Origin of the sequence: Streptomyces sp. YS-3 (assembly GCF_045257485.1) — a bacterium.
Lineage (GTDB): Bacteria > Actinomycetota > Actinomycetes > Streptomycetales > Streptomycetaceae > Streptomyces.
In genome coordinates, this window is record NZ_JBJHPC010000020.1 from 20,887 (window position 1) to 32,506 (window position 11,620).

The 11,620-nt window shown below is 69.1% G+C and carries 12 protein-coding genes and 1 pseudogene; 5 read left to right on the forward strand and 8 right to left on the reverse strand.

Features of this window, described 5'->3' with window-relative positions; all coding sequences use genetic code 11:
• Positions 1 to 72: 72 nt before the first annotated feature.
• Complete coding sequence (locus tag ACJA3G_RS03710; RefSeq protein WP_406551400.1) at positions 73 to 207, forward strand: hypothetical protein; 135 nt, start codon at positions 73 to 75, stop codon at positions 205 to 207.
• A 440-nt stretch (positions 208 to 647) separates the two neighbouring features.
• Here the strand turns inward: ACJA3G_RS03710 and ACJA3G_RS03715 are convergent, their stop codons facing one another.
• The 4 genes from ACJA3G_RS03715 to ACJA3G_RS03730 all read right to left on the reverse strand — a co-directional run bounded on the left by ACJA3G_RS03715 (position 648) and on the right by ACJA3G_RS03730 (position 3,535).
• Positions 648 to 1,409 carry an alpha/beta fold hydrolase gene (locus ACJA3G_RS03715; protein ID WP_406551401.1) on the reverse strand — a complete coding sequence of 254 codons (762 nt, stop codon included), beginning with the start codon at positions 1,407 to 1,409 and terminating at the stop codon, positions 648 to 650.
• A 90-nt stretch (positions 1,410 to 1,499) separates the two neighbouring features.
• The gene (locus tag ACJA3G_RS03720) at positions 1,500 to 2,327 is read right to left on the reverse strand and encodes an SCO6745 family protein (protein WP_406551402.1); all 828 of its coding nucleotides are present in this window, start codon (positions 2,325 to 2,327) and stop codon (positions 1,500 to 1,502) included.
• Between the two features lie 26 nt (positions 2,328 to 2,353).
• A complete protein-coding gene (locus ACJA3G_RS03725) occupies positions 2,354 to 2,782 on the reverse strand; it encodes a VOC family protein (protein ID WP_406551403.1) in 429 nt (142 codons plus the stop codon).
• A gap of 99 nt (positions 2,783 to 2,881) precedes the next feature.
• Positions 2,882 to 3,535 (reverse strand): maleylpyruvate isomerase family mycothiol-dependent enzyme, encoded by a 654-nt coding sequence (locus ACJA3G_RS03730; protein WP_406551404.1) that lies wholly within the window; start codon positions 3,533 to 3,535, stop codon positions 2,882 to 2,884.
• A gap of 71 nt (positions 3,536 to 3,606) precedes the next feature.
• Between ACJA3G_RS03730 and ACJA3G_RS03735 the strand changes: the two are divergent.
• The 3 genes and pseudogenes from ACJA3G_RS03735 to ACJA3G_RS03745 all read left to right on the forward strand — a co-directional run bounded on the left by ACJA3G_RS03735 (position 3,607) and on the right by ACJA3G_RS03745 (position 6,789).
• Positions 3,607 to 4,418, forward strand: a pseudogene (locus ACJA3G_RS03735) (LysR family transcriptional regulator).
• Positions 4,419 to 4,795: 377 nt separating this feature from the next.
• The gene (locus ACJA3G_RS03740) at positions 4,796 to 5,443 is read left to right on the forward strand and encodes an RICIN domain-containing protein (protein ID WP_406551405.1); all 648 of its coding nucleotides are present in this window, start codon (positions 4,796 to 4,798) and stop codon (positions 5,441 to 5,443) included.
• Between the two features lie 290 nt (positions 5,444 to 5,733).
• On the forward strand, positions 5,734 to 6,789 hold the full coding sequence (locus ACJA3G_RS03745; RefSeq protein WP_406551406.1) for a helix-turn-helix domain-containing protein: 1,056 nt from the start codon (positions 5,734 to 5,736) through the stop codon (positions 6,787 to 6,789).
• Between the two features lie 14 nt (positions 6,790 to 6,803).
• Here the strand turns inward: ACJA3G_RS03745 and ACJA3G_RS03750 are convergent, their stop codons facing one another.
• The 3 genes from ACJA3G_RS03750 to ACJA3G_RS03760 all read right to left on the reverse strand — a co-directional run bounded on the left by ACJA3G_RS03750 (position 6,804) and on the right by ACJA3G_RS03760 (position 8,390).
• On the reverse strand, positions 6,804 to 7,241 hold the full coding sequence (locus ACJA3G_RS03750) for a VOC family protein (RefSeq protein ID WP_406551407.1): 438 nt from the start codon (positions 7,239 to 7,241) through the stop codon (positions 6,804 to 6,806).
• A gap of 128 nt (positions 7,242 to 7,369) precedes the next feature.
• Positions 7,370 to 7,825 (reverse strand): VOC family protein, encoded by a 456-nt coding sequence (locus ACJA3G_RS03755; RefSeq protein ID WP_406551408.1) that lies wholly within the window; start codon positions 7,823 to 7,825, stop codon positions 7,370 to 7,372.
• Positions 7,826 to 7,925: 100 nt separating this feature from the next.
• A complete protein-coding gene (locus ACJA3G_RS03760; protein ID WP_406551409.1) occupies positions 7,926 to 8,390 on the reverse strand; it encodes an STAS domain-containing protein in 465 nt (154 codons plus the stop codon).
• A gap of 398 nt (positions 8,391 to 8,788) precedes the next feature.
• Here ACJA3G_RS03760 and ACJA3G_RS03765 point away from each other — a divergent pair, with 398 nt between their 5' ends.
• On the forward strand, positions 8,789 to 9,937 hold the full coding sequence (locus tag ACJA3G_RS03765; protein ID WP_406551410.1) for a glutamate--cysteine ligase: 1,149 nt from the start codon (positions 8,789 to 8,791) through the stop codon (positions 9,935 to 9,937).
• A 22-nt stretch (positions 9,938 to 9,959) separates the two neighbouring features.
• Here the strand turns inward: ACJA3G_RS03765 and ACJA3G_RS03770 are convergent.
• On the reverse strand, positions 9,960 to 11,620 hold a 1,661-nt coding region (locus tag ACJA3G_RS03770), incomplete at its 5' end, for an alpha/beta hydrolase family protein (RefSeq protein WP_406551411.1).

Sequence of the window (11,620 nt, forward strand, 5' to 3'; positions counted from 1 at the left end):
GCCCGACGCCAGGTCGGCGGCGGCTGGCAGAAGTACACCGACATCATTCCGGCGGGCAGGAACGGCAGCGGCGTGGCCGACATCTACGCCATCGGCCCGTCCGGCTCCGCCTACTACTCCGGTCTCAACAGCACCACCCGCCCCTTCGCAGCGGCCCATCCCCTGCCCCTGAGCAGCGACTCCACCCGTTTCAAGAACTTCTTCTGATCCCTGTCCTGTGCGTCACGCCCGACAGACCACCCGCGTCCGGGACGCTCCCGCCCGCGTGAGGCTGTGAACCACAGGTTGCTGCCGCTCGCCATGATGGCGAGCGGCAGCATGTACTGCTGGGTCGTGCCGCCGGTGGGCGGTCGCTGAGCGGCTGCACTCCCCCTTGCGGGCTCGGGGCCCGTGCCCAGTCGTTCTGGACTCGCAGCATCGTCGGACACCGTGTGTGTCCCGGTCACCAGGGGTGGCGGTCCTGATGATGTCCCGGGACAGTCGCACGGCCAGCGACTTCTGTGGTTCCGTGGCGGGTGGCGTCGCCCAGCGCTGGTACGCCTGCCGCTCGGCGGCAGTCAGGGGTCAAGCGGCTCGCGGCACCCCGAACGCGCTGTCGGCCGTCTCACCGTCCGTCACGTACGCCCGGCGACTTGTCCGCCGCACACTCACCTGCTGAACTTCGAACCCCGCCCTGTGATGCTTTTACGCAGGAAGGTCTCCAGCTGTTCGGTGAAGCCCGGTGCCGCGGCGACGAAGTGACCGGCCCCCGGATGCACACTGCGCTCGCCATCGAGCGTTTCCGCGAGCGCGTCACAGATCCGCTCGAGTGCGGCCTCGTGGTCTCCGGACGCGACGAGCACCGGGACACCGGCCTGCCGGATCACATCGAGCCGAGGGCGCGCCTGGCTTGTCGGTCGACTGCCGTGCGCCCGCCGAACGCCGGCGACCACGTTCTTGGGGAGCGGACCGTCACCGATGGGCGCGCCCGCGATACGGAGGAACTCGCGTAGCTCGGCCGGGTCCGAATCCATCCCGTGGGTGAGGACCGCGTCGCCGATGCGCTCCAGTCGCGCCACCTCGGGATCGTCTGGCACAAGGTGGTTGAGCGGTGGCTCGATCAACGTGAGCGAGCGCACGCTGTCGGGAGCGGCAGCGACCGCGATCAGCGTCCCCAGGACGCCGTAGGAGTGGGCGACCACGTGCGGGCGGCCCACGAGCAGCGGTGCCAGGTCCAAGGCGTCCACCTCGAAGTCCTGACGCTCCTGCGGCGGCGGACTCGGCGGATAGCCGCGCCGGTGGACGTATGCCAGCGTCCACCGCTCCGCCAGCGCGGCCATACCGCCCCACGTCGTCCTCGGACCGGCGCCGCCATGCACCAGCAGAACTTCCGGCCCACTGCCCTCGCGTACCACCGCGACCTCGCCCACGCGTTGGAGCATAGCGGCGCGCGGTGAGACACCGGGCGTACAGGCTGAGAAGGTGGCAGGCGGGTTCCTCATCCCGTCAGCCGCTGCTCGTCACTGCGATCCCGTGGCCACCAGGATCGCGGTGATGGGTTCGAGCTCGGTGACCAGCTCGTCGAGCTCGGCGGGAGCCAGGGCTTCGTAGGGCGGGGCGGCGAGCTCATCGGTCAGGGCTTCGATGCCTGCCTTGGTTGCGCGGCCGGCGTCGGTGAGGTGGCCGTCGGCATCGATGAGCCCGCGCTCGCGCAGACCGTCCATGACCGCGGCCAGCCGGTCCTTGGGCAGGTGGTGGATGCGCCCGAACGACTCCGCCGGGTAGATGCCCTTCGTCAGCGCGTCGAGCACATGCGCCTCCGTGCCGCCGACGCGCGCGCCGACCAGAGCGGCCACGTGCCCGTCACCACGGTGCTCGCGCAGCATGGTCGCGCAGTGCCACAGCCGGGCGACCGGGTCGCTCGGCACCGCAAGGGCGCGCATCCCCGCGTACATCACGCGGCCTTCCATGGGCGCGCTCGTCGCCGCTTTGGCGGTGAGGTCGGCGGCACGTACCAGGCCCGGGGAGCCGGCCCGCTCCTCTCCGAGGATCCGCCGCAGGGAGGCCGCGCTGCCACGCTCCCGCGCGGCGACGGACGCCTCGGGCGGGATCGTCTCCCACGCGCTCGGGATGTGCCGGGCGGCCTCCCCGTCGGCGAAGCTGTAGAAGGCGGCGTGCACGACGTGCGCCGGCACTCGCCCCAGCGGCGCGGCACGGCTGGCGAAGTAGCCGTCCCAGTAGGTGCGGTGGCCCAGAGCGGCCAGCTCCTCGTTGCACTCGTCGGCGAAGTAGGTCACGAGGCAGATCGGCTCCAGGAGCTCGAACATGCGGCGCGCGGTGTGAGTCATGGCGTCCATCCTGATCCCCCGCACGCTCAGTCGATACAGAACTCGTTGCCCTCGATGTCCAGCATCGGAATGCACGCGTCGTTGCCGTCGTAGAGCGTTTGCACATGTACCGCGCCGAGCGGGATCAGGCGGGCGCATTCGGCCTCAAGTACGGCCAGGCGTTCTTCGCCCACGAGTCCGGTGCCGACCCGCACATCGAGGTGCACCCGGTTCTTGGCGGCCTTCCCCTCGGGGACGCGCTGGAAGTACAGCCGCGGACCCACACCTGAGGGATCTGTGCAGGCGAACCATGAATCCCGCTGCTCAGGTGGCTGCGCCCGCTTGTATTCCTCCCACGTGGCAAACCCCTCCGGCGGCGGCGGTACGACGTACCCGAGCACCTCGCACCAGAAGCGAGCGAGTCGTTCGGGTTCTGCGCAGTCGAAGGTGACTTGGAACTTCTTGATCGCTGACACCTGTGCACCGTAGCAACGGGACTTGGGGCTCTGCCGCTCATTTCCCGAGCGGGTCCGCCAAGAGCGCGGGCGCGGGGAGGAGACGGTTACGTACGACGGTCACCGCCCGCGCGTGAAGCGGCCGGCTGCTTCACCGCTGAGGCGGCCGTGCGGCAGACGGCGGCCGAAGGCGAGCAGAAGGAGGTCCTGGGCGGCGCCGTGCACCGCGTCCCCGGCCCCGTAGGACCAGTCCATGTCCTCGGCGCACAGCCGCACCCCGGTGAGGTCGACGCCGAAGAACTTCAGGTTTCGAGGACGGATGTCGTCGAGCAGGATGCGCAGCCGGTCCTCGGGGACGCGCCGGCCGAGCCCGAGGGCGACCGTGATGTCCAGTCCATGGACCACGTCGTGCGCGAGGGCGGCCGTGTACCCGCCGACCGGGGGCGTCCACGGATGGTGGGCGTTGTCCCGCAGGAAGGAGCTGAGCTCGGCGGAGGAGTGGGCAGCCGCGTCCCGGCGGGCGACGCGGCTCGTCATGCGGTGGAGGTTTCCCCGAGCCTTGACCAGTTCGCTCAGCGTGGCGGGCAGGGAGAGCCGGAAGCCCATCGACATGTGGGCGACGGTCTCGCGGACCGTCCACCCTTCGCACAGGCTGGGTGCGTTCCACTGACCGGGCCGCAGGTCGTCGAAGAGATCGGCCAGCAGGTGGCGTTCCGCGGCGATTTCGGCCCGGATCGAGGACTGCTGATCCTTGGACTGTGTGACGCTTCGCATGGGGTCAAGCTTGCTGGCGGCTGATCCGTAGGGCCAATAGAAAGTCCTGCTGCCCCCTAGCATGATCAGTTATGGAACTCCGGCAGCTGCGCTACTTCGTCACCGTCGTCGAAGAGGGCAGCTTCACTCGGGCAGCCGCACGTCTGCACCTGGCTCAGCCGGGGCTGAGCTCACAGATACGGCAGCTGGAAAAGGAGCTGGGGCAGCCGTTGCTGGACCGCTCACATCGGTCGGTGACACCGACGGAAGCGGGCAGAGCGGTCCTGCCCTACGCACGCGCGGCGCTGGCCGCTGCGGACGCCGTGCAGCAGACCGTCGACGCGTACACGGGCCTGTTGCGCGGCAGGGTCTGCCTCGGAGCGGTGTCCGGAGCCATGGACCATGCCTTTGACATCGCCTCGTTCCTCGCGGACTTCCACCAGGCCCACCCCGCCCTGGAGGTCGCGCTCACCGAGGACACATCGGAGCGGATGGAGTCCGCGCTCCTGGCGGGCGAACTCGACCTCGCGCTCCTCGGGCCGACCGACGAGGCGCCCCCGCACGGACTGTCCTTCCATACCGTCATCGACGTTCCGCTGACTGTCGTCGAAGACCCCGCGTCACCTTCGAGGCGGCAACCCCCGTCCTCCTCAGCCGCCTCGCCACCCGAGGCCTGGGCGTCGCCGTGCTGCCCAAAGGCGAGGACAGCCCTGATCACGACGGGCATCGGCGGACGCTGACCATCGTCAACCCGGAGATCCGCGCCCGGATCGCGCTCGCCTGGCGCACAGCCGGCCCCGCCAGTCCCGCGGCACGGGTCCTGCTCAAGAGTCTGCGCGAGAGGTTGCCCCTGGCAGCCCCGACGGACGGTGATCTCGGCCTTGATCTTGGAGAAATGCTCTAGCCGCTAGGGTGACGCAGGGCCTCACTTCGCAACGATTTCGCAATGGTTCGTCACCCGGCGGCGGATACAGGTGATGTCGAGGCGTCCGGTGATCGCATGCGAAGCGCGCGTTCGACCAGGAGCACGGTGATCGGACGGCGGGCCGCGACAGCGATGTGGTCTGTGCACTCCTGGGCATGGCCGATCTCCCACTTGTCCGAGGACAACTCCCCTTGTCCGCCCTCTGGACCCGAGCTGACCTGCTCGGACCGCAGTGGGCCGCACGGCCAACTGCCCTTTCGGGCAACGTCAGTTCCCGGGACGACCCAAGGGCACCACTTCCACGGTGCCGTCGCGGTGCCCGGAGCCAGATACCCGAACACGGACAAGGAGGAACCATGAAGCCCATCAGACGGATCGCCGCCACGCTCAGCGCGGGCGTCACCCTGCTCGCGCTGGCGCTCACCGCCGCGCCCGCCCACGCGGACCCCGCCGGTCCGGCGGCTCTCAGCCCCACCCCGTTACGGATCGCGTCCCCGGCCGGCGCCACCACACTGCCTCGCGCTCCGCAGCGCCTCGCGCCGTCCGCCACCACCTACGGGCCCTACCTGGTCAAGAACGTCGTCACCGGCCAGTGCATCGACATTCCCGGCTACGGGGCCGGTACGGTCAACGGGCCGGTCAACGAGTACCCGTGCAACGGGTCGGCCGGCGACAACCAGCTGTTCTACTGGGATTACGTCGGGAACAGCGCCAACGGTTACCCGCTCTACAACCTCCGCAACGCCAAGGACAACCTGTGCCTCGACGTGCCGAACTACGGCACTGTGGGTGCCGGCACCAAGGTCAGCGAGTTCTACTGCAATCAGACGACCGGCGACAATCAGCTCTACGGTCGCGTGGACCGCTCTGACGGCTTCTGGCTCGTCAACCTCGCCAGCGGTCTGTGCCTCGACGTAGACGGGGTACGTACCGGGGGCAACAACGCCCGGCTCACGTTGTTCTACTGCAGCGACAACGACGACCACCACTGGACGATCCCGTAAACGGACATGCCCGGCCGTGGTGCGGCCCCCGTCCACCGCACCACGGCCTTCCGAACGCGCCCGCCCCCCGGTCCCAGGTCGTCGATGCCCGCCGAAAGCCGAGACCTGGCAGGGCACGGCTTCCCCCTCTTCCGTGCCCGGCCAGGCGGTCTCATTCTGTCCCGACGGATCGCACCGCGTCGTTGGCCGCCAGCGCATGGTTGTTGGCGTAGAACGCCCTGTCGGTTCCGGGGCGTGTGCCCTTTACTGCCTGCTTGGGGTCACTGTTCCCAGAGCGCGCGGGGGTAGAAATGCGTTCCACAGTCATCGACACCGCGGAGCTTCCCGTCAGCGAGCGGCCTGCGGCATGGGCCGAAGCGATGGCCATGGCGCAGGTGCCCCAGCGCGTCGCTCCCCGTGACACGGGGACCTTCACGGCGCGGGTCGAGATGATGCCGCTGGGGGCCGGGCAGGTCTCCGTCCTGTCCGCCTACGCCTCCGTGAGCGCGCAGCGGACACCCCGGCACGTCCGCCAGTCCGACCCGGAGATGTACCGCGTCCACGTCGTCACCTCCGGAGAGGTCGGCATCGAGCAGTACCGGCGACGGTTCGTGCTCAAGCCCGGAGAGATGGGGTTCGGCGACAGCTCTGAGCCCATAAACATCCACGCCGACGACACCCCCGGCAGACATCTCGTCTATCAGTTCCCCAAGAAGCTCCTGAGGCTTCCGCACGAGCATTTCACCCGGTTGTGCGGGCTGCCCGTGCCGTGGAGAGGTGGTGTCGACCGACTGTTCAGCCACTTCCTCGGCGGACTCGCCGACGAATACGCGCAGTGCACGGCGCAGGACGTCGCCCGCCTGGAAGCCACCGCACTGGACCTGTTGTCAGCCGTCCTGGCGCACCACCTCGACCACGACACGCCACCCGGCGCGCCCGCCGTGTCCGGTGCCTCCGGCCGGCAGGCACTGTTCCTGAGGATGAGCGCCTTCGTCACCGAGCACCTGGCAGACCCGGCCCTGGGACCGGAGGCCCTCGCCGCGGCCCACCATCTCTCCCTTCGGTACCTGCACCGCGTCTTCCAGCACCACGGCACCACACCGCGCGCCTTCATCCGCCAGCAACGGCTGGACCGCTGCCGCAGAGACCTCAGCGACTCGGCGCTGCAACACCTGTCCATCCACACCATCGCCGCCCGCTGGGGGTACCCCCAGCCCGACAGCTTCTCCCGCGCCTTCCGTACGGCCACCGGGATGTCGCCCAGCGAATACCGCGCCGCCAAGGCCTGCTCCACGGGCCCCGGCCGTGCCGAGGAAGAGGACCAGGACGAGGCTCCGGGTCATGCCCCCGTGCGCACCGTGCGTTGAGGCAGGTAAGCCCGTCAGTTCTTCTTCAGCTCCTCGGCGAGCATCACAAGGATGCCGCTGGGGCCACGGACGTACGTGAGCTTGTAGACGTCCTCATAGATCGCCACACCGCGTAGCGGATGGCATCCGTGCTTCGCGGCTGTCTCAAGGGCTTTGTCGATGTCGTCGACTGAGAAGGCGACGCGATGCATCCCGATCTCATTGGGGCGGGTGGGCTCCGACTCGATCGCGTCGGGGTGGATGTACTCGAAGAGCTCCAGGCGGCCGTGGCCGTCCGGCGTCTGGAGCATCGCGATCTTGGCGTGATTGCCATCAAGGCCGACGGCGGTGTCGGTCCACTCGCCGCTGACCGTGTCACGGCCGACGACCGTGAGGCCGAGGTCGGTGAAGAAGGAGATCGTTGCTTCGAGGTCGCGAACAGCGATGCCGACGTTCTCAAGTCTGATGGCCATGCGCGGCATGCTACCGAGCCCAGCCGATCCGAGCCGATCCGATCCGGAGGCATCGTGCCGTCACCACCCGATGCTGCGCCCGTCGGTTGTGAACGGCGTGGCCAAGCGACCCCTAGACGAAACGATTCCTAGACGACATCGAATTCGTTGCCCTCCGGGTCCTGCAGGAGCACGGCGTACTGTCCCATGTCCGGTTCATCCGTGATCCGAAGCACGCCGGCGCCGGCTTTGACCAGTCTCTCCACGGTGACGGTGACCCGTTGCGTACGGACCGCCAACGGGACATCGCGTCCCCCGCCGACCTTCAGGTCGAGGTGTATGCGGTTCTTGGTGGTTTTGGGTTCCGGCACCTGCTGGAACCACACCCGGGGCCCTTGTCCTGCGGGATCGACGATCGACTCCGCGAGGTCGCCCGCCCCTTCGGGCAACTCCTCATCGGGCACCCCCATGGCTGCCCAGTACTCCCGCCACGTGGCATGACCGCCCGGCGGGGGCTCGGGTACGTAGCCCAGGGCCTCGCTCCAGAACGCCACCAGCCTCTGCGGGTCGGCGCAGTCGATCGTCAGTTGCAGCGTCATCTCCATAACCAGAGCCTGACAGACAGGTCTGACATTCATGCCCGGCCCCGCCCCAACTCCCGCTCCTCCGAAGGTTGACGGTGCGCTGCTTCCCCCCGCCCACGCCTCAGGCGGGACCGTAAGGTGGGTGTACCAGGGGTGGGTGAACCAGCGGTGGTTGAACCAGCGGAACTTCGCTCACGTCCGTCAGGATGGTGAAGGCACTCGTCGTACCGGTGAGGTCGAACAGCCGCTGGATCCGCGTGGGCAAGGGACCTACAAGCACCAGCTCGCTGCGGCGGCGGGCCCGCAGCAGGACGGTCAGCAAGGCGCAGTCGCCGAAGCCGCAGCCGGACAGGTCCACGACGACCCGCTGCGCCCCGGCGCACAGGAGCGCGTAGTCCAGGACGGGCGCGGTCTCGATGTCGACATCCCCGAACACACGCACGAGCGCGGTCCGTGGTGTCGACCCGGACACGGTGGTCTGCACGACGCGGACTGCCCGGCGGTCGGGCACCGCGCAAACGTCGATCACGGCAGCGGGACCCGGCAGCAGGCAGCGGAAGGTGCGCGGACCTGAGGGCTTCACCATCTGGGGCCGTCCCTGGCTGAGAGGGGAGCTACTCCCCTTCCGCAAGGCAGTGCCGGGAAGGAAGCGCGCGGCCTTCTACCGGGGCCGCGCGGTTGAAGAGGACCGTACCGGGTGCGCCCCTCGGTCTGGGAAGGACGCAACAGCGCGGTGGACACCAACGGCTGCCCTCACCGTACCGCTCATCCACGCCCCCAGCACAGAGCGCCCCACGGTATGTCTACGAGGGCGCTCCTCGGCGCCAGGCGTGTACCGCCCGGCGTGTGACCCACGTGAAGTACGGGACGAGCAGGCACGATGAGGGCACTGGGATCGGTGCGGTGCCTGCCACGGGCGCGCGCGATATCGATCAGCCGAGTTGCTCCCCCCACGGCGGCATGTTGCCGGAAGGAAGGTCCTGGATGACGACCGTCGGCGTGGAAGAGGAGTACATGCTGCTCGATCCGGCCACGGGCCGACCGGTGGCGCAGGCCGAGAAGGTACGTGCCGCCGCCGGGCTCGAACCCTTCGTCGCCACTCGTGAGATCCAGTCGGAGTTGCTCCAGGCCCAGGTCGAAGTGGCCACGCCGGTCTGTGACTCACTGGAGGAGGTCGGCGGCCATCTGCTGCGCCTGCGGCTCGCCGTGACCGGGGCGGCGGAGGCACACGGCTGCCGCGTCATGGCCGGCGGGACGCCACCTCTGCGGCAGTCACTGCCGGTACCTGTCACCGACCAGGTCCGCTACCGGGCCATCCAGCGGCAGGCACCGCAGCTGGTGGCGGAACAGCTGGTCAACGGCATGCACGTCCATGTCGCCGTACCCGATCGCCACATGGGGGTCGAGGTGCTCAACCGGATTCGCGTCTGGCTGCCGATTCTGACCGCCATAGCGGCAAACTCGCCCTTCTGGGACGGGCGTGACACCGGTTTCGCGAGCTGGCGCACCGTGGTGTTCGACCGCTGGCCCGTCAGCGGTCTTCCCCCCTCGTTCGCCGATGCCACGGACTACGACGCACGGGTGGGGCGGCTGCTGGCGACCCGGGTCATCCGGGACACCGGCCAGCTGTACTGGCAGGCACGTCTGTCCGACTCCTATCCCACCGTTGAAGTACGTTCCCTGGACGTCCAGTTGCGTACGGACGAGGCGGTGATGTTCGCCGGGCTGGTACGTGCCCTGGTCGCGACCGCCACGAAAGAGGCCGGGGCGGGGACCCGCTCCCCCGACATCCCTCCCGAGCTCCTGGGCCTGGGGATGTGGCAGGCCGCACGCCATGGGCTCACTGGTGAGTTGGTCATGCCCGAAGGGGAACGCTGTCGGGCGGCCGACGCCGTGGCCGTGCTGATGCGGCATGTGGGGCCCGCACTGGAGGAGGCGGGCGACAGTCGTGAAGTCACCTCCCTCGTCGAGCGTCTGCTACGGCACGGCTCAGGAGCGGACCGCCAGCGCCGGGCGCTGGAGGCGGGAGGCTTCGAGGCTGTCATCGACCTTCTGACCGAGGCCGACACGGGCGTGCGGGCTGACGTGGCCTGGCCCGAAGGCCCACAGGGCGACCAGGTGGACGACGTCTGACCGGTGCGCTGTCCGACCGTGGTCAGGGGCGTAGATACCGTTCCATCCAGTCGGCGGCGGTGCGGCGGAACAGTCGACGATTGTCGGCGCGCAGGAAGTCGTGGCCTTCCTCGTGCAGGGTCAGAAGTTCGGCGGGAACACCGCGTTCCCGGGCTGCCCGGACGAACTGCTCGGATTCCCCGGTCGGCACATTCGTATCGTGTTCGCCGTGTACCGCGAGCACGGGCGCGCGCAGGGCGTCGATTCGGCTCATCGGGGAGAGGGCTTGCAACAACTCGCGGTCACGTTCCGGGTGTCCGTATTTGTGTGCCGCCGACTCCGCGATCCACGGCTCCGTACCGGCGAAGAACGTCGAGAAGTCGGACATGCCACAGACCGCGACCCCGGTGCGGAACAGGTCGGGGTGCCATACGAGGGAGGCGAATGTCAGATAACCGCCGTAGGACCGTCCCATGACCGCCAGTCGGGACGGGTCGACGAGGCCTGCCGTGATGACATGGGCCGCGCAGTCCGCGACGTCGTCGAGAGCGGCGAAGCGGCCGGAGCCCAGGTCGGCGTCGACGAATGACCTGCCGTGCCCGGAGGAGCCGCGGACATCCGGCGCGAAGACGTCCAGTCCGCGGCCGAGCAACTCGTGATAGAGCGGGTTGAAGACGGGCCGTTCCTGTTCCTCGGGGCCGCCGTGCAGGTGTATCACGCAAGGTGTCCGCTCCCCCGCGGCGCTTCCGGGGGCCTTGTAGTACCAGCCGCTCAGGGGCAGTCCGTCGCGTGCGGCGAAACGCAAGGGGACGGGGCGTACCGGGGAGCGGCCGGGAGCAGCGGCGGCGATGTCGAGGGAGGACCAGGGTGTGCGCGACAGCGCCCCGTCGTCATGGGCCCACCACACCCCCGGACGGCGCTGCGAACCGGACAGTGCAAGCAGGAGGCGGCCCGGTCCGGCCGGAGTGACGCGGGTGACGACCTCGTGGGGAAGGGAAAGTGGTCTGGCCGGGCCGGTCCTGTCCTGGGCCTCGTGTGCCGGGAACGTTTCCATGAGGTCGATTTCGCTCGCGCCCTGCATGTTCCATACCAGTACGGCCGTATGTCCTGCATGGTCCATCGAGAGCAACTCCAGGTCGTGGCCTTCGCGTTCCGCCACCACGGAGGGGCCGTACGGCTCGCCGTCGGCGCCGAGTCCCACCGCGAAGAGCGCCGCGTACTCCCGGTCGGCATTACTGCGCAACCACAGCGTCGACCCGTCGGGGGAGAACCGGCCGACCCATGGATCTCCGTCGGCGACGGGCATCGTATACGTGGTCGCGCAGTCGGCCACACGCCAGACAACTCCCTCCCGCCGTCCGCGTGGCCCTCGGCGCAGCAGCGCGAGCGTCCCGTCGTGGCTGAGGTCGCACACGCGGAGGGATGCGGCGCAGGTTTCGCCGGCGAGCAGGACCGGGGAGGTGTGAGCGTCGGGGTCGATCAGGTACGCCGACAGGTTCCCGCCCGCCTGGGCCGTGGAGGGCGTGGTGGCCGGTTCTCCCCCGACGGGTCGACGCTGTGGTTGCGCAGTAATGCCGACCGGGAGTACGCGGCGCTCTTCGCGGTGGGACTCGGCGCCGACGGCGAGCCGTACGGCCCCTCCGTGGTGGCGGAACGCGAAGGCCACGACCTGGAGTTGCTCTCGATGGACCATGCAGGACATAC